16 protein-coding genes are annotated in these 17,949 nt (G+C 64.2%); 11 read left to right on the top strand and 5 right to left on the bottom strand.

All coding sequences use genetic code 11. The features are described 5' to 3' along the window. The first annotated feature begins 291 nt into the window (after positions 1 to 291). The gene (locus LB515_RS09295; protein WP_224707500.1) at positions 292 to 2,256 is read left to right on the top strand and encodes an acetyl/propionyl/methylcrotonyl-CoA carboxylase subunit alpha; all 1,965 of its coding nucleotides are present in this window, start codon (positions 292 to 294) and stop codon (positions 2,254 to 2,256) included. 139 nt (positions 2,257 to 2,395) lie between these two features. On the opposite strand, the gene LB515_RS09290 is transcribed toward LB515_RS09295, so the two are convergent. Both LB515_RS09290 and LB515_RS09285 read right to left on the bottom strand, forming a co-directional pair. Further along, complete coding sequence (locus LB515_RS09290) at positions 2,396 to 3,517, bottom strand: ABC transporter substrate-binding protein (protein ID WP_095766910.1); 1,122 nt, start codon at positions 3,515 to 3,517, stop codon at positions 2,396 to 2,398. A gap of 367 nt (positions 3,518 to 3,884) precedes the next feature. Continuing rightward, positions 3,885 to 4,151, bottom strand: a complete 267-nt coding sequence (locus LB515_RS09285; protein WP_027164869.1) for a sel1 repeat family protein — start codon at positions 4,149 to 4,151, stop codon at positions 3,885 to 3,887. 178 nt (positions 4,152 to 4,329) lie between these two features. On the opposite strand from LB515_RS09285, the gene LB515_RS09280 reads away from it, so the two are divergent. The 6 genes from LB515_RS09280 (at position 4,330) to LB515_RS09260 (ending at position 8,542) form a co-directional block, all read left to right on the top strand. Beyond that, complete coding sequence (locus LB515_RS09280) at positions 4,330 to 4,518, top strand: hypothetical protein (RefSeq protein WP_224637796.1); 189 nt, start codon at positions 4,330 to 4,332, stop codon at positions 4,516 to 4,518. 69 nt (positions 4,519 to 4,587) lie between these two features. Further along, a complete protein-coding gene (locus LB515_RS09275) occupies positions 4,588 to 4,929 on the top strand; it encodes a DUF2147 domain-containing protein (protein WP_224529817.1) in 342 nt (113 codons plus the stop codon). Positions 4,930 to 5,275: 346 nt separating this feature from the next. Further along, positions 5,276 to 5,410, top strand: coding sequence for a hypothetical protein (locus tag LB515_RS28125; protein ID WP_263481629.1), 135 nt, complete (start codon positions 5,276 to 5,278; stop codon positions 5,408 to 5,410). Between the two features lie 66 nt (positions 5,411 to 5,476). Continuing rightward, a complete protein-coding gene (locus LB515_RS09270; RefSeq protein ID WP_095766908.1) occupies positions 5,477 to 5,671 on the top strand; it encodes a hypothetical protein in 195 nt (64 codons plus the stop codon). A 275-nt stretch (positions 5,672 to 5,946) separates the two neighbouring features. Next, a complete protein-coding gene (locus LB515_RS09265) occupies positions 5,947 to 7,404 on the top strand; it encodes an AMP nucleosidase (protein ID WP_224707499.1) in 1,458 nt (485 codons plus the stop codon). 127 nt (positions 7,405 to 7,531) lie between these two features. Beyond that, a complete protein-coding gene (locus tag LB515_RS09260; protein ID WP_224707518.1) occupies positions 7,532 to 8,542 on the top strand; it encodes an endonuclease/exonuclease/phosphatase family protein in 1,011 nt (336 codons plus the stop codon). 31 nt (positions 8,543 to 8,573) lie between these two features. Here LB515_RS09260 and LB515_RS09255 read toward each other — a convergent pair whose 3' ends face one another. Both LB515_RS09255 and LB515_RS09250 read right to left on the bottom strand, forming a co-directional pair. After that, positions 8,574 to 9,170: a DUF922 domain-containing protein gene (locus tag LB515_RS09255; protein WP_224707498.1), complete on the bottom strand. Its 597-nt coding sequence runs from the start codon at positions 9,168 to 9,170 to the stop codon at positions 8,574 to 8,576. A 134-nt stretch (positions 9,171 to 9,304) separates the two neighbouring features. After that, entirely contained in the window at positions 9,305 to 10,984 is a 1,680-nt protein-coding gene (locus LB515_RS09250; protein WP_224707497.1) for an electron transfer flavoprotein-ubiquinone oxidoreductase, read from the bottom strand. Positions 10,985 to 11,235: 251 nt separating this feature from the next. On the opposite strand from LB515_RS09250, the gene LB515_RS09245 reads away from it, so the two are divergent. From LB515_RS09245 to LB515_RS09235, 3 genes are all read left to right on the top strand, one after another. Further along, complete coding sequence (locus LB515_RS09245; RefSeq protein WP_224707496.1) at positions 11,236 to 11,874, top strand: hypothetical protein; 639 nt, start codon at positions 11,236 to 11,238, stop codon at positions 11,872 to 11,874. Positions 11,875 to 12,076: 202 nt separating this feature from the next. After that, entirely contained in the window at positions 12,077 to 13,003 is a 927-nt protein-coding gene (locus LB515_RS09240; protein ID WP_224707495.1) for a uracil-DNA glycosylase family protein, read from the top strand. 207 nt (positions 13,004 to 13,210) lie between these two features. After that, on the top strand, positions 13,211 to 14,020 hold the full coding sequence (locus LB515_RS09235) for a helix-turn-helix domain-containing protein (RefSeq protein WP_224707494.1): 810 nt from the start codon (positions 13,211 to 13,213) through the stop codon (positions 14,018 to 14,020). A 92-nt stretch (positions 14,021 to 14,112) separates the two neighbouring features. Here LB515_RS09235 and LB515_RS09230 read toward each other — a convergent pair whose 3' ends face one another. Further along, the gene (locus LB515_RS09230; RefSeq protein ID WP_224707493.1) at positions 14,113 to 15,060 is read right to left on the bottom strand and encodes a DMT family transporter; all 948 of its coding nucleotides are present in this window, start codon (positions 15,058 to 15,060) and stop codon (positions 14,113 to 14,115) included. 210 nt (positions 15,061 to 15,270) lie between these two features. Between LB515_RS09230 and pepN the strand changes: the two genes are divergently transcribed. Continuing rightward, positions 15,271 to 17,916 carry an aminopeptidase N gene (gene pepN, locus LB515_RS09225; protein WP_224707492.1) on the top strand — a complete coding sequence of 882 codons (2,646 nt, stop codon included), beginning with the start codon at positions 15,271 to 15,273 and terminating at the stop codon, positions 17,914 to 17,916. Positions 17,917 to 17,949: the final 33 nt, after the last annotated feature.

Below are 17,949 nucleotides of genomic sequence, written 5' to 3'. Positions count from 1 at the left end.
CGGCCATTGGGGAGAACTGACCTTGGAGCAAAAGGCTCAGTACAGGCAAATTCAGATGATCAGCTGGAGAGGCTGGCGGGACAGCGCCCCCCTCTGTCCTGCCGGACATCTCCCCCTCTTGGGGGGAAATCGGACGTCACGACGGCTTTCGCCAATCGTTATCGTTGAAAAGAGAGCGGCTGCGCCAAAGCTGCCAATCTCCCCCCGAGAGGGGGAGATGTCCGGCAGGACAGAGGGGGGCGCGAAGGTATGCCGTCGTCGCCCGAGACACACCCTGGCTGCGGAGGCTCCATGTTCGGCAAGATCCTGATCGCCAATCGCGGCGAGATCGCCTGTCGCGTCATCCGAACCGCCCGCAGGCTCGGTGTGCGCACCGTCGCCGTCTATTCGGACGCGGATGCCCGCGCGCTCCATGTCGAGATGGCCGATGAGGCCGTGCATATCGGCCCCTCGCCCGTCGGCGAAAGCTATCTGCGCGGCGACAGGATCGTGGCGGCGGCGCTCGCCACCGGCGCCGAGGCCATCCATCCCGGCTACGGCTTCCTGTCGGAAAACCCCGATTTCGTCGATCAGGCGACGGCGGCAGGCCTTGTCTTCATCGGTCCTTCCGCCGCCTCGATCCGCGCCATGGGATTGAAGGACGCCGCCAAGCGGCTGATGGAAAAGGCCGGCGTGCCGGTGGTGCCGGGTTATCACGGCGAAGCACAGGAAATCGTCCTGCTTGCGTCCAAGGCGCGCGAGATCGGCTACCCGGTGCTGATCAAGGCGCGCGCCGGCGGCGGCGGCAAGGGCATGCGGCGCGTCGACCATCCCGACGATTTCTCGGAGGCGCTTTCCAGCGCGCGTCGCGAGGCGAAGGCGGCGTTCGGCGACGATCGCGTGCTGGTGGAAAAATATGTCGATAAGCCGCGCCACATCGAAGTGCAGGTGTTCGGCGACAATTTCGGCAACGTTGTGCATCTTTACGAACGCGACTGCTCGGCGCAGCGCCGCCACCAGAAAGTGATCGAGGAAGCGCCCGCCCCCGGCATGACGCCAGCGCTGCGCAAGGCGATGACGGAGGCGGCCGTGAAGGCCGCCAAGGCGATCAATTATTCGGGCGCCGGCACGATCGAGTTCATCGTCGACGCCTCTCAGGGGCTCAAGGCCGACCGCTTCTGGTTCATGGAGATGAACACCCGACTGCAGGTCGAGCATCCCGTCACCGAGATGGTCACCGGCGTCGATCTCGTCGAATGGCAGCTTCGCGTCGCGTCCGGCGAAACGCTGCCGAAGATGCAGAATGAGATCGCTTTGTTCGGCCACGCTTTCGAGGCCCGCCTCTATGCCGAGGACGCCGTGAGAGGGTTCCTGCCGGCGACCGGCACGCTGCATCATCTCAAATTCCCCGACGCGGCGCCGGAAGGCGCCGCGATACGCATCGAGACCGGCGTGCGCGCCGGGGATGCGATCTCTCCCTTCTATGATCCGATGATCGCGAAGCTGGTAGCGCACGGCAAGGATCGGGCGTCGGCGCTCGGCACGCTGCGCGAGATGCTGGCGCGGACGGAAGTGGCCGGCTCGACCGTCAACACCGCCTTCCTGGCGGCGCTCGCTGCCGACGCCGATTTCGCTGTCGGCGATCTCGATACCGGGCTGATCGGCCGGCACCAGGCGGCGCTCACCGCCATTGCCCCGCCGAGCGACGAGACGATCGCTGCCGCGGCGCTGGCGGCGGCGGATACCGCCGTGCCCGCTTCCGCCGCCGATCCCTGGTCCACGCTTTCCAGCTATGCCCATTTCCACCCGCTCTCGCGCCGCACCCGCTTGCGCTATGGCGAGGAGAACATCCTGGCGCGCGTTTCGGCACGCTCGGACGGCCGCTTCCAGGTGGCGCTGGAGGCGCCGCACGATGCGGTGAACACGCATGATTTGAGGACCATGCCGCATGCCGCCCGCTGGCCCGGCCATGTCACCGTCTTCGAGGGCGCGGTCGGCTATACGTTCACGGTCCCCGATCCGCTCGCCAAGGCCGACGAGGCGGGAGCCACCTCAAGCAGCCTGCGCGCGCCGATGCCGGGGCTGGTCAAGCTGGTGCGCGCCGCGGCGGGCGATGCCGTGATCAAGGGCCAGCCGCTTTTGATCCTCGAAGCGATGAAGATGGAGCACATGATCGCCGCCCCACATGACGGCGTGATCGCCGAGATCGCGGCAGAGGGCGCGCAGGTCAGCGACGGCACGGTGCTGGTGCGGTTTGCGGAGAATGGGCAGGGCTGAGGCGGCTGTTCGAATTGTCTCGTTAACGAGACAAAATAATTAGGTATGGCGGGACAACCTCCCCTGCACGTCAATGCCGCAGCACAAACGGAAATGGCCGGGCTCGTCCCGGCCATTCCCTTGATTCTTGCAGAACCGATTACGGCTTGATCGGCGCGTATTTGCCGTCGTGCCATTGGTTGATGTCGTAGCTGGCGTTCTTTAGATCGCCCTTCTCGTCGAAGATGACGTCGCCGACCACGGTGCTGATCGGTTTGCCGTCCTTGAGCGCCTCCGCGACCTTGGCCGGATCGTCGGTGCCGGCGCGCTTGACGCCTTCGGCCACAGCCTGGATCACGGCATAGGAGAACAGCGTGAAGCCTTCGGGCGTGAAGCCGCCGGCCTTGATCTTGGCGACCGCGTCCTTCGCTTCGGGCTTGGCCTGCGGGTCCGACGGGAAGACAAACATGGTACCTTCACCGGCCGGGCCGGCAACCTGCCAGAATTCCGGCGAAGCGATCGAATCCGGCATGATCAGCTGGAACTTGACGTTCTGCTCGGCCGCCTGACGCAGGATCAGACCCGCCTCGGGGTGATAGCCGCCGAAATAGACGACGTCGGCCTTCAGTTCCTTCAGCTTGGTGACGAGGGCCGAATAATCCTTCTCGCCGGCATTTATGCCTTCATAGTCGACTTCCTTGAGACCGCCGGCATTCATCGTCGCCTTCACGGCGTCGGCAACGCCCTGGCCGTAGGCGCTCTTGTCGTGCAGGACGACGACATTCTTGCCGGCGTATTTCTTGGCGATCCATGGGCCGATGAAGGCGCCCTGCGCGTCGTCACGCGTGTAGAGGCGCATGATGGTCGGCCAGCCGGCCTTGGCGGCGGCGTCGGTCAGCACCGGATTGGACGAGGCGGGGCTCATCATCAGCGTGCCGGCTTCGGCATAGACGGCCGAGGCCGGAATGCTGGAGCCCGAGCAGGCATGGCCATCGACGAACTTGACGCCGTTGGCGACGATGCGGTTGGCGACCGAGACCGCCTGCTTGGGATCGCACTGGTCGTCCTCGATGTCGAGCTTTATCTGGGAGCCGTTGACGCCGCCAGCCGCATTGATCGCGTCGGCGGCGGCCTGCGCGCCCTGCTTGAACTGGTCACCGATGGTGGCGAGCTGGCCGGTCATGGGGCCGACCACCGAAATGGTGATGTCGTCGGCGAAGGCAACCGGGGCGCTCATCATCAGGCCAAAAGCGGCCGCGCTCAAAATACCCAATTTTTTCATGACTATAAGAACTCCTCCACTTGCGCGTGCCGATCCGGCCGCGCTTCTTCCACAGAGCCGGGACAATTTCACCCTTCGCCGAAACTGTCGAGAGGACAGTGAGGCCGGCTTTGGTTCATTCCGACGAGGATTTCTTGGGCCACGCGCCTGATTGCCAAGTGTAATGCAAAAAGCCGCGCCGACCTTGTTTCGGTCGGTCACGGCTTTTGCAGTCGAGCTCCCCAGACGCCCCCGCGCCTGAAACTCGCTCGCTTCCCTGTTTTTTGCGTGGCTTCGGTTGTCTCAACCCGCCACGTTCTCGTTCTTCTTGACCGGCCGTCTTTTCGCGGCCTTGTCCCGATGAGCTCTGAGCGCTACGCGCTGAGGATCAGTGCATCGTCATCCATTCGCGGGCTTCGCGCAGCGCCGTGGCGATCTCGACTTTCGACATGGTGGCCGACAGTTCCGAGCGCAGCTCGGCGGCGCGGGCCGAGCCCTTGATCGCGGCGATGTTGAACCATTTGTGGGCGGCAACGACATCGGTCTCGCAATCGCGGCCCGTCGCATACATCATGCCCAGTTCGAAAAGAATGTCGGCCTGGGCAGTTGCCCCCATGGCGCCGAAGCCGTCTTCAAGCATTTCAAAGCGTGCCATTTCAATCCCCTGTCTGGCTCCCGAGAGCTGCCTCCTTTTCCCTTGGTATTCCTCGGGGCGAGCCGCTCTTTCGATGCTTTCGAGGATGACGGCTGGCCTTGAATCCGTCGTTAAATGGCTTGCTTAATTTGAGGAAAACAAAGCTAAAACAAGAGGTAAACGCGGAAAACCGTTAAGCATGGGAATCCAGCGTTTCAGCCATTTTGCGTCAAATTCGACGAAAATTGCCGGCGGCGGAATCAAGACTTCGCTAACCACGGAAACCGAAGCGTTTTTCGATCGCGTTTATTTTCAGTCGGCCGCGCGGCGAAAATCCTTGCAACCTTCCGTCGCGGCACCGCTTTCGTTTTGGCGGCGGCTGGATTAGCTTTACCTTTGCGTAAGGGGCAGGTAGGCGGACTGGAGCCCGCCGCAACCCTATAGGGAGGTGGACACGATGTTTCGAAAGCTGACTGTGGCCCTTGCGGCCACCTTGATCATGGCGGGCGCCGCATGCGCCGACCCGATCGAAGGCAACTGGAAGACGCAGGCCGGCGACACCGCGGCGATCGGCGGGAGCGGTTCTTTCTCGATCACGCTCAAGACCGGCAAATACGCCGGCAAGACGATCGGCTCGCTGAAGGCGGCCGGCGACAACAAATATGCCGGCAGCATCACCGACCCGGCAAACGACAAGACCTATTCCGGCAAGGCGACGCTCTCGGGCACCGCGCTCAAGATGAGCGGCTGCGTGCTCGGCGGCCTGATCTGCAAGAGCCAGACCTGGCACAAGCTCTGAGCGCCAAACTCCAGACCATACGAGACGGCCAAGGGCGTTTCACCGTTTTTGCGGAACGGTGAAACGCCCTATTTCTTTGTTGACGCAATCCCGGGCGGAGAACCGCTCACACTTTTCCTGGAATTGCGTCTTTGTTTGACGCAATCCCAGACGGAAAACCGCTCACACTTTTCCTGGAATTGCTCTACGCGGCCCCGTTTTCTTTTGCAGCGACAGCGCTCCGCCGCGCTCTGGCACCGGCACGGTGCAAGACCCTCGTCAATCAATTTGAACCGCAGATGAATACCGGTCTCAGAACCGGTTCAGAGGCCGTCAGGCATTTTCTCCCGCATTGAAGGAGAGAGAAATGCTTGCCCGTCGCTTTACCATCGTTTGCCTGCTGATGAGCCTGTTCGGCATGCTCTTCGCCATCCTGGTGGCGGAGGCCGGTCATTCGGCCCGCCCTTGGGAACGGCCGGTGCCCGCATTGTCGGCCTCGTGAACCAAATCGAGCGCTGAAACGACAAAGCTTAAAATCGACCAAGCTGGAAACCGGGATACCACCGAAATGAACCGCATCGCCGACAATGCAACGAAGATCCTCCGGCTGCTGCCGCGGGCGATGCTTATCCTGATGCTGCTGGCAGCCCCGGTGCTGGCGGTGCCGATGATGCGGGCCGATACAAGCCATAGGATCGAGGCGCCGCCGCACAAGAACACCAGCGTAGGCTTCGTGTTGCTGATCAGCCTGCAGCGGGGGTAGGTGTGACGATATTCAGTTCAGGCCGGCCTGCGAAAAGCGGCTTCCTGCGCTTCCGGTGCTCGCGTAGCTCAAGTACGCTCCGCTCCGGTTCTCGGAATCCACTTTTCTCGACTCGGCCTGACCTGAATCGCGTCACACCTTGAATCGGAGCGATAACAAAAAATCTCCAGCTGGGTTGCGGTTCCTGTCCGCTCACCCCTCCCAACCGCTCTTCCAAATCTCTATATTGAGCCATGGAAAAGCGAATCTACCCCCAAGCCATCGACTCGGTCGTCATGCCGGAGCCCTTCGGCAAGCAGGACTTCCACGATGCCAGAAAGGCCGTCGCGGCGCTGCAGACGCTCTACGACCGCAACACCAAATTCCTGCGCGATTCTTTCTCAGCCCTTGCCGCGGGCGGAGATGAAAGCAAGCGCTACCGGGCCTTCTATCCGCAGATCGGCGTCACCACGACCTCGTTCAGCCAGGTCGACTCGCGCCAGGCCTATGGCCATATGCCGACGCCCGGCCATTTCGCCACCACGATCACGCAGCCGCAACTGTTCGAGAACTATCTCATCGAGCAGCTTCGGCTCATCATGCGCAATCACGGCGTGACGGTGACGGTCTCGGAATCGACGACACCCATCCCGCTGCATTTCGCCTTCCTGGAAGGCACCTATGTCGACGGCGCCGCCGCCGAGCGCATCAAGCGGCCGATCCGCGACCTGTTCGACGTGCCCGATCTCGACGGCACCGACGACCAGATCGCCAACGGCACCTTCGAGGTGGCGTTCGGCGAGCCGCGGCCGCTGGCGCCTTTCACCGCGCAGCGCATCGATTATTCGCTGCACCGCATGACGCACTACACGGCGACCAGTCCGCAGCACTTCCAGAACTTCGTGCTGTTCACCAATTACCAGTTCTACATCGACGAATTCGTGGCGCGCGCCCGCGAGTTGATGGCCAATGGCGACAGCGGCTATGTCGAGTTCGTCGAACCCGGCAATGTCGTGACCAGGAACGGGGAGACGGTCCCGGAAGGAACGCTGCCGCACCGCCTGCCGCAAATGCCGGCCTACCACCTGAAGAAGCCGGGCCATGGCGGCATCAGCATGGTCAATATCGGCGTCGGCCCGTCCAACGCCAAGACCATCACCGACCATATAGCGGTGCTGAGGCCGCATGCCTGGGTGATGCTTGGCCACTGCGCCGGGCTGCGCAACACGCAGGCGTTGGGCGACTATGTGCTGGCGCATGCCTATGTCCGCGAGGACCATGTGCTCGACGACGACCTGCCGGTCTGGGTGCCGATCCCGCCGCTGGCCGAAATCCAGGTGGCGCTGCAGGAGGCGGTCGCCGAAGTGACCGGCCTGTCGGGCTACGACCTCAAGCGCATCATGCGCACCGGCACCGTCGCCACCATCGACAACCGCAACTGGGAGCTGCGCGACCAGCGCGGACCGGTGCAGCGCCTGTCGCAGTCCCGGGCCATCGCACTCGATATGGAATCGGCCACCATCGCCGCCAACGGCTTCCGCTTCCGCGTGCCTTACGGGACGCTGCTGTGCGTTTCCGACAAGCCGCTGCATGGCGAGCTCAAGCTGCCCGGCATGGCGACCGAGTTCTACAAGCGACAGGTGGCGCAGCATCTGACCATCGGCATCAAGGCGATGGAGAAGCTGGCCGAAATGCCGATGGAGCGGCTGCATTCGCGCAAGCTCAGAAGCTTTTCCGAAACGGCATTCCAATAACCGCACGCCTGCCAGCGACCGGCGAGGCAATCGGTCGTCTTGCTTGGGCCGCAATTTGGCCGATAACCGGTCCGAACGGAAGACTGGGGCTTCGGAGAACATGACAACGGGCGGTGCGCGCTTGAGCATGATGGCTCAGCTGATAGTCCTGGCGATGATGGCATGCTCGGCTGCGCTCTTGGCCGGGTTCTTCGGCGCGCTGCATCCGGCCTTCGATTCCTTCTCGCATTTCCGCATGCATCTGAGCCTGCTGACGGCCTTGCTCGCGCTGGCCCTGCTGGCCGGTCCCTACCGGCTGCAGGCCGTCGCCGTGCTGGTCTTCGCCATCGCCTGCTTCGCTACGACGGCGGGCGCACTGCCCAGATTGTCGGCGCAGCAGGCGGTCGCAAAGCCGGCCGACCGCATCACCTACAGCCTGTTGCAGATGAACCTGCGCTTCAACAACCCGACGCCGAAGAAGGTGCTGTCGCTGATCGGCAGGACCAACCCGGACGTCATCACGCTCGACGAAGTGTCCGGCATGTGGGCGAAGGAGCTCAGCTATATCGCCGGCGCCTACCCCTATCGTATCCTATGCGACTACCCCAACGGCATTTTCGGCGTCGCGCTGCTCTCGCGCCGTCCCTTCGCCACCGGCACCGCGCCGCGTTGCGAGCCGCGCGGCGCGATGGCTACCGCCATGATCGATTTCGGCGGCATTCCGGTCAATGTCGCCGCGATCCATCTCAGCTGGCCCTGGCCGAAGGAGCAATCCTGGCAGATCGGCGAACTGGCGCAACCGCTGGCCGCGCTCGGCGAGACCGCCATCATGGCAGGCGACTGCAATGCCGTGCCGTGGAGCGCGGCGGTGCGGCGGGTGGCGCGAATGAGCGGTATGACTCTGATGCCTTCGGCCGGTCCGACCTGGATCCACCGCACGCTGCCTGACTTTCTGCGCCGCTATGCGGGCCTGCCGATCGACCAGGTGTTCAGCAAGGGCGGGGTGACGATCCTGTCATCGGCCCGGCTGGAGGATACCGGCTCCGACCATCTGCCGGTGCTGGTTGAATTCACGCTGCCGACCGACAGCAACGCGCCCGAGGACGAGCACAAATCGGCGCTGGCGGCGAACGACGCGCCGGACAAGCCGCGCAGCTGACGTCCGCTCGGTAGGCGAACGCGCTGGAGTTTCAGTTCTTCCCCATCAATGCATTGACCAGTTTCTCGACATGGCCGCCGTCGCGGTGCTCGCGCGCGTCGAAGGCATTCTGCCTGGCCTCGTAGTCGGCATAGATCGTGTCGATGCGATGCCTGGCGTCCCAGCGAAGACCGGTGCAGAACCAGTTGTCCTGCCGCTCGAGCCCGGCAAGCGCCGTCTCGGTTGCCCGCATCATCTGCTTGGCGATGCGGCCATGGGTATGCTCATGCTGGCGCACGCCGGCCATGAAACGGTCCCAGCGCTCGCGCAGGACCGGGCCGGACGGCGATGTGAGGCGCGGAAAGGTGTAGGTCAGGTCGATCATGCCGGTGGCCTGACGCAGCCGACAGATGCCGTTGTCCCGTTTCACGTCGAGGTTCCAATGCACGGTATAGCCGGTCTCGGCGATGGCGCGCGTGGCATGGCCGTGCCTCGGCCCGAGGCCATCCATCGCCTCGATCAGTTCAGCCCCGGTCCTGCCGGTGACGTCGTAGCTGCGCACATGCACGGTCAGCTTGGTGCCGGCGAAGGCAGGCGCGCAAGAAAGCATGCCGGCAGCAGCTAAAATCGCCAGGCTGATGCGCCGCATGTCCGCCTCCTCGTTTGACGCGAAGCAGACCATACTCGGCGCCCGGCTTCAACGGTCTCTGCCGATAAGGCGCGGCTACCCGACCTTCGCCGGGCCTGTTGGAGCGGCAGTCGAGACGGCCCGGTCGGAGCGGCTCACATGCCCTGGTAAACCGGGCCTTCGCCGCCTTGTGGCGGCACCCAGTTGATGTTCCGGTTCGGATCCTTGATGTCGCAGGTCTTGCAGTGGACGCAGTTCTGCGCGTTGATGACGAAGCGCACGTCCTTGGCCGAAGGATCGGCGGCGGCGTTGCCGTCCTTGTCCACCCATTCATAAACGCCGGCCGGGCAATAGCGAGTCGAGGGACCGGCAAAGACATCGTGCTCGGAACGCTGCTGCAGCGCCATGTCGCCGACGATCAGGTGCACCGGCTCGTTTTCCTCGTGGTTGGTATTCGACAGGAACACCGAGGACAGCCGGTCGAAGGTCAGCACGCCATCCGGCTTCGGATAGGCGATCTTCTGATGCTGGGCGGCGGGTTCGAGCGTCGCATAGTCGGCCTTGCCATGCTTCAGCGTACCGAAAGGCGAGAAGCCGAACAGCGTGTTCAGCCACATGTCGAGACCGCCGATGCCGACGCCGACAATGGTGCCGAAGCGCGACCAGAGCGGCTTGACGTTGCGCACCTTCTTCAGGTCCTTGCCGATATCGGTGCCGCGCCAGGCTTCCTCGTAGGAAGCGAGCTCGTCATTGGCGCGGCCGCCGGCAATCGCCCCGGCCACATGCTCGGCCGCCAGCATGCCGGAGAGCACCGCATTGTGCGAGCCCTTGATGCGCGGCACGTTGACGAAGCCTGCCGCGCAACCCACCAGCACGCCGCCGGGGAAGGAAAGCTTCGGCACCGACTGCCAGCCGCCCTCGGTGATGGCGCGTGCGCCGTAGCCGATGCGCTTGGCCCCCTCGAAGGTGCCGGCGATCGCCGGATGGGTCTTGAAGCGCTGGAATTCCTCGAAGGGCGACAGATACGGGTTCTTGTAGTTCAGGTGGACGACGAAGCCGACCGCCACCTGGTTGTCCTCGAGATGGTAGAGGAAGGAGCCGCCACCGGTCTTCATGTCTAGCGGCCAGCCGAAGGAATGCTGCACGAGACCAGGCTTGTGGTTCTCGGGCTTGACCTGCCACAGCTCCTTGAGGCCGATACCATATTTGCCGGGCTCGCGGCCTTCGGAAAGCTTGTATTTGGCGATGAGCTGCTTGGCCAAAGAGCCCCGCGCACCTTCGCCGATCAGCACATATTTGCCCATCAGCGCCATGCCTGGCGCGTAGGCCGGGCCATGCGTGCCGTCCTTCTCGACGCCCATGTCGCCGGTGATGACGCCGGTGACGGCGCCGGCCTCGTTGTAGACGAGGCTTGCCGCGGCAAAACCCGGATAGATCTCGACGCCCAGCGCCTCGGCCTTGGTCGCGAGCCAGCGGCAGACATTGCCCAGCGAGACGATGTAATTGCCGTGGTTGTTCATCAGCGGCGGCATCAGGAAGTTCGGCAGGCGGAAGGAACCGGCGGGCCCGAGCACCAGGAAATGGTCGTCCGTCACCGGTGTTTTGAACGGATGGCCCTCCTCTTCGCGCCAGCCGGGCAGCAGCCGGTTGATGCCGATCGGGTCGACGACGGCGCCGGAGAGGATATGGGCGCCAACCTCGCCGCCCTTCTCCAGGACGACGACGGAAAGGTCCGGGTTGAGCTGCTTCAGACGGATCGCGGCGGCAAGGCCGGCGGGACCGGCGCCGACGATCACCACGTCGAATTCCATGCTCTCGCGTTCGATTTCGCTCATCGGCCCCTCACTGGCTCGCCATGTTCTCGCATTGTGCTGGCTCATGCGCTGCATAGCGCATCAATTCGCGACGCGAAACCGGCGCTGACGTGACAATGCCGATTTCGACAAAAAGTCGCGGTTTTCCCTACGAAACGGTCGCCGCGCAGGCCATGGCCAAGCATAGGCCAGCGCCACTTGGTTGACAGGCCAGGCGGCGACGGCATGTTTTTAATTGTTCGACGGCTTGGTTATCGGCGATACTTCGCGTCATGCGCAGTCCAGAGCCAGCCGGCTTTCCATCGAAGCGCCTACTCTTCACGCCAGGTATGGCCTGGCGCGCGGTTCTTCCGCTCCTCCTTTTGACCCTTCCGGCGGAAGCCGATCCGGTGAAGGTCTGGGCGACCGGCGCTTATTCCTTCTCCGACGAGTTGGGTGGCTTCCGCATCACGGGGGCGTCTGGCATCGGCACCAAGGAAGACCCGCTGGTCATCAGGGAGGAATTGAACACGGCGACGCCGGTAACGCTGACGATCCGTGCGACCAAGCCGATCGAGCCCTTCGGCAAGGCCGGCGAGGTCGCCAACGGCGTGATGTACATGCGCATCGACGTGCTCAACAACAGCGCGCTGCCCTGGGTGGAGTTCCAGTTCGAGCTGCAGGAAATCCTCGACCAGCCGAGCGTGTTCGGCGACGGCCTGTCCTTCGACCAGCGCAACAAGACGCCCGACAACATCTGGTCGAGCAATTTCGCCGATTTCGACCGCCGGTTCGAACCCTATGACCGGCTGCTGTTCCGCGATGGCAAGATCGACCCGCTGAAGACCGCGACCTTCGATTTCCTGGTCACCGACTACACGCCGCGCTGGACGTTTTACATCGTGCAGGATCCCCGCATACCCACTGGGTGAAAGCATATCGATATTCAGGTGATGCCGGCCTGCAAATGGCGGTTTCCTGCGCTTCCGGTGCTCACGTACGAAAAGTACGCTCCGCTCCGGTTCTCGGAAACCACCATTTTCGACTCGGCCTGACCTGAATCTCGACATGCTCCAATACAGGCGAACGTGGCTTAACCTTGCAAATCGGCGCCACGCGGACAATGGTGGTGCCATGACTGCCGCCTCCCCCAGCACACCTGCCGAGATCGCCGAACTGCTCGCCTTCTATGCCAGCGCCGGCGTCGACGACGCGCTTGAAGACGCGCCGGTCAACCGGTTTGCCGAAGCGGCGGCGAAGTCGGCCGAACGCAGGCCTGCCGAGCGGACGCCAGCCGCGCCGCCTCGCGACGCAAGACCCGAGGTCCGCCCGGCATCTGCGCAGGTCCCGGAGCGGCCCCAGGCGCCCGTGCCGGCAACGCCATCATCCGGCCTCGACGCGCGCGATATTCCGGACGCTCCGGCGCGAATGCCGGCCGCCACCGTCCCCGACGAGGCGCAGGCGCTGCTTGCCCGGCAACTGGCCGCAAGCGCCTCGACGCTCGAGGAACTGCGCCAGCACATGGCTGCCTTCGACGGCTGCAATCTCAAATTCACGGCCAAGAACCTGGTCTTCGCCGACGGCAATCCGAACGCCGAGCTGATGCTGGTCGGCGAGGCGCCGGGCAGAGACGAGGATCTTGAGGGGTTGCCTTTCGTGGGCCGCTCCGGCCGGCTGCTCGACCGCATGCTCGCCGCGATCGGCCTCGACCGCAACTCGGCCTATATCGCCAACGTCATTCCGTGGCGGCCGCCGGGCAACCGCACGCCGACGCCGCACGAGACCGAAATCTGCCGGCCCTTCATCGAAAGGCAGATCGAACTGGTCAATCCCAAGGTGCTGATCAATCTCGGCGGCCCGTCAGCCAAGACGCTGCTCAACACGACCGAGGGCATCCTGCGCCTGCGTGGCAATTGGCGTGTGCACACGACCGCTTCCGGGGTTGCCATCCCGGCGATGCCGACGCTGCACCCGGCCTATCTGCTCAGGACGCCGGCGCACAAGAAACTGGCGTGGCGGGATTTTCTCGAGGTCAAGGCGAAGTTGAGGGGGTTGGCGTGAGCACTTTTTCCTTCTCCCCTTGTGGGAGAAGGTGCCCGAAGGGCGGATGAGGGGTGCTCCAGGGAATGCCAGCGTCTCAGTCCGCTGGAACACCCCTCATCCGTCTCGGCGCTGCGCGCCGATCCACCTTCTCCCACAAGGGGAGAAGGTGGAGCTATGACCTCCCAGGTAATTGAACTGCCTCCCTCGCCGCCCTACTCCTCTCCCATGACCACATCCGAACCTTCCGCCGGCAGCCTGATCCGCGAATGGCGCACGCGGCGGCGCATGAGCCAGCTCGACCTCGCCATGGAGGCCGATATCTCGCAGCGGCATCTCTCCTTCGTCGAAAGCGGCCGGGCCCAGCCGTCGCGCGACATGGTTCTGCATCTGGCCGAGCAGCTGTCGATTCCACTGCGCCAACGCAATCAACTGTTGCTTGCCGCCGGCTTCGCGCCGAGCTTCAGCGAAAAGCCGCTGACCGATGCGACGCTGGCGCCGGCGCTTGCCGCCGTCGAGACCGTGCTCAAGGGCCACGAGCCCTTTCCGGCACTGGCGGTGGACCGGCACTGGAACCTTATTTCTGCCAATGGCGCGATCGCCCCGTTCCTTGCTGATATTTCCGAACCGTCCCTGCTTACGCCGCCGGTCAACGTACTGAGGCTCAGCCTGCACCCGGACGGCGTGGCACCGCGCATCGTCAACCTGGCGGAGTGGCGCGCGCATCTGCTGGAGCGGCTCAAGCACCAGAACGACGCCACCGGCGACCCGGTGCTGATTGAGCTGGAGCGAGAGTTGCGCGCCTATCCGTCGGGCCTGAGAAGCAGCCGGCCCGCACCGGTCGAGCCGAGTGGCATCGTCCATCCGCTCAAGCTCGCGCATGGCGACGCCGTGCTGTCCTTCATCAGCACGATCACAGTCTTCGGCACGCCGCTCGACGTCACGCTGTCGGAGCTGGCGATCGAGTCCTTCTTCCCTGCGGATGAGCAGACCCGGGCGGTGCTGGTGCGGCTGGCGAAGGAGCGGGGTGCGGACTAAACCGGCAATGCTGGCGGGACAGCACCCGCCTCTGTCCTGCCGGCAAGAGGGGGGTGTGAAGGAACTCGGCGCATGAGATTCACCCAGCGGAACTATCCTTGCGGCGGCGCGGCCGTCCTGGTGCGCGTGCGCTCCAGGCCGAGCTGCCGCTCGCGCCATATGATGAAAATGCCGGCGGCGACCACGATCACGCCGCCGATTAGCGTGTTGAGCGAGGTGACGTCGCCGAAGACGAAATAGCCGACGACGACGCCGAGGATCATCGAGGTGTATTCGAACGGCGCCACGACCGAGGCTTCGGCGTGGCGGTAGGCCGCCGTCATCAGGATCTGGCCGAGCCCGCCGCAGAAGCCCGCGAAGACGAGGAGCGCGGCCTGCATCGGCATCAGGGCCTGCCAGCCGAAGGGCAGCGTGAAGAGCGACAACACCGAAGCCGTCGAGGAGAACCACAGCACGATGGTCGCCGTCTTCTCCGTCTGCACGAGATTGCGCACCAGAAGCATGGCGACCGCCGAAATCGCGGCGGCGATCAGCGCGGCCATGACGCCCAGCAGCTCCTGGTCGTCGAGGCCTTCACCGGAATTGAGCAGCGTCAGCTCGGGCCAGGAGATGATCAGCACGCCGGCAAGACCGACCGCAACCGCGCTCCAGCGGTAGACGCGGATCGTCTCGCCCAGGAAGACAGAGGAGAACACCACGACCAGTAGCGGCTGGGCGTAGTTTAGCGTGATGGCCTCCGGCAGCGGCAGCCTGGTCAGCGCGAAGAAGCCGAGCCCCATGGCACCGACGCCGACGACGCCACGCGCGATATGGTTGAACGGCCGCCTGGTCGTGAACGCGGTGGCGAGCTCACCCTTGAAGGCCAGGAAAGCGACGATCGGGAAGATGGCGAAGAAGGAGCGGAAGAAGACGATCTGTCCGGCGGGCACGTCGCCGGCCGCCTTGATGCAGGTCTGCATGCCAACGAAGACCGTCACCGAGACGATCTTCAGCGTAATGCCGCGCAGCGTGTTGTGGCCGACGGCATGATCGACGGTCATCTTGCCTCGTATTGATGGTCGGGAAACGAAGCCGCGAAATAGGCCAAGAGCAATTCCAGGAAAAGTGTGTAACGGTTTTCCGTCCGGAATTGCGAAACACAACCTATGCCGCAGTTTTGTCGAGTGGCCGTTTCGTGTAAAGAGCGCGCACCCTCAAAATTCTTGGACCAGCCAGGCCGGCTGGCCGCCTCGACAGGAAAAGCTCAAGGAATGCGCACAGATACCGGCCATGTCTTCAAGCTCGAAGATTATCGCCCCTGCGACTATCTCATCCCGAGGACCAGCCTCGACTTTCGCCTGTCGCCGGACGCGACCCATGTGACCGCGCTGCTCACCATCGAGCGACGCGAGGGCGTCGCCGCCTCGGCGCCGCTGGTGCTCGACGGCGACGGGCTGACACTGCTCGGCGTCGCCATCGATGGGCACGCGCTCGCAGCCGGCGACTATGAGGCGACGCCGGACCGGCTGACGATTCTGAAGCCGCCGGCGGCGCAACGTTTCGAGCTCCGCCTGGAGACGGAGATCGCACCTTCGCGCAACGAGGCGCTTATGGGCTTGTACCGCTCCAGCAACGTCTATTGCACGCAATGCGAGGCCGAAGGCTTTCGCCGCATCACCTATTTTCTCGACCGTCCCGATATCCTGTCGGTCTACACTGTGCGCATCGAAGCGCCGCACAACGAGGCGCCGCTTTTGCTTTCAAACGGCAATCCCGTCGAACGCGGCGCGCTCGCCGACGGACGCCATTATGCGGTCTGGCACGACCCCTTCCCCAAACCCTCCTACCTTTTTGCACTGGTGGCGGGCGCGCTTGGCAAGGTGGCTGGCAGCTTCACCACCATGTCCGGCCGCGAGGTCGAGCTCGGCATCTATGTCGAACCCGGCAAGGAACGGCTTGCCGGCTACGCGATGGACGCGCTGAAACGCTCGATGAAATGGGACGAGGAAGCCTTCGGCCGCGAATACGACCTCGACGTCTTCAACATCGTCGCCGTATCCGACTTCAACATGGGCGCCATGGAGAACAAGGGCCTCAACGTCTTCAACGACAAATATGTGCTGGCCGACGAGGAGACTGCGACTGATGCCGACTTCGCCAATATCGAGGCGATCATCGCGCATGAGTATTTCCACAATTGGACCGGCAACAGAATCACTTGCCGCGACTGGTTCCAGCTCTGCCTGAAGGAAGGGCTGACGGTCTACCGCGACCACGAGTTCTCCGCCGACCAACGCTCGCGGGCGGTGAAGCGCATCGCCGAGGTGCGCACGCTGCGCGCGCACCAGTTCCCGGAAGACCAGGGGCCGCTGGCGCATCCGGTCAGGCCGCGCCGCTACCGCGAGATCAACAACTTCTACACGGCGACCGTCTACGAGAAGGGCTCGGAAGTGGTGCGCATGATCCGCACCATCCTCGGCGCAGAGACCTTCCGTGCCGGCATGGACCTCTATTTCGAGCGGCATGACGGCGAGGCGGCGACCATCGAGGATTTCCTCAAAGTGTTCGAGGACGTCTCCGGCAGAGACCTTGCGCAATTCGCGCTCTGGTACCACCAGGCCGGCACCCCGAACCTGACGGTGAGTTCCACGCACAATGCGGCGGCGAAGGAGTTCACCCTGGAGATCGAGCAGTCGGTGCCGCCGACGCCGTCGGAAAGCCGCAAGCGGCTGATGCATATCCCCTTGGCCTTCGGCCTGGTCGGCGCCAACGGCAAGCCCGTCACCTGGACGGCCGTCGAGGGCGCAACGGTGGACGATGGTGTCATCCATATCCGCAAGCGCCGGCACACGGTGCGCTTCTCGGGTATTTCGCAACGGCCTTCGGTGTCGCTCAACCGCGGCTTCTCGGCGCCGATCACGCTTTCCGTGCAGCAGAAGGCCGACGACCAGTTCTTCCTCGCGGCGCATGACAGCGATGCCTTCGCGCGCTGGCAGGCGTTCAACACGCTGCTGACCGACGCGCTGATCGTCGCCTTCCGCCAGATCCTCGGCGGCAGGGAGCCGGCCTTCGCGGCACGGCTCGCCGAGCTTGCCGGCAGGATCGCCGGCGACGAGGCGCTGGAGCCGGCCTACCGGGCACTGGCGCTGTCGCTGCCCGGCGAAGCCGACATCGCCCGCGACATCGGCAAGGGCATCGATCCAGACGCCGTCTTTGCCGCGCGCGAGGCGCTGGCGCGGGCGATCGCCGAGGCAAACCGCGAGACCTTCGCGACGCTCCATGACCGGCTTGCCGACAACGGGCCTTTCAGTCCGGACGCGGCGAGCGCCGGACGCCGGGCCCTGCGCAACACCCTGCTCGACTATCTTTCGCTGCTGCCGGGCGGCGCGGGCCTCGCCGCGCGACACTTCACTGCCGCCACCAATATGACCGACCGCGCCGCGGCGCTCGCCGTGCTGGCGCATCGCCATTCAGGCACGGCCGAGGCCGAAGAAGCGCTGGCCGCTTTCGAGGTCCGCTATCGCGGCGACGCGCTGGTGCTCGACAAATGGTTCCAGATCCAGGCTGGCGTGCCCGGAGCAAGGACCGTCGAGAAAGTGCGCGAGCTCACGCAGCATCCGGCTTTCTCGATCGCCAACCCGAACCGGGTGCGTTCTCTGATCGGCACCTTCTCCAGCGCCAACCAGACCGGCTTCCACCGCCCCGACGGCGAAGGTTACCGTTTCTTCGCCGAGACGGTGCTGGAAGTGGAGAAGCGCAACCCGCAAGTGGCGGCGCGGCTGGCCACGGCGCTACGCTCCTGGCGCTCGCTGGAGCCTGGACGCCAGGCCAAGGCCAGGCAGGCGCTGCTCGACATGGCGAAGGTTGAGAACCTGTCGGCGGATCTGCGCGATATCGTCGAGCGGACGCTGGCGTGATTAGCAATCTCCCCCCTCGTGGGGGAGAGATCA

This window comes from Mesorhizobium sp. CA15, from assembly GCF_020165215.1.
Classification (GTDB): Bacteria; Pseudomonadota; Alphaproteobacteria; order Rhizobiales; family Rhizobiaceae; genus Mesorhizobium.
The sequence above is the reverse complement of the archived record's forward strand: the minus strand, read 5'-3'. Positions and strand labels throughout refer to the sequence as shown.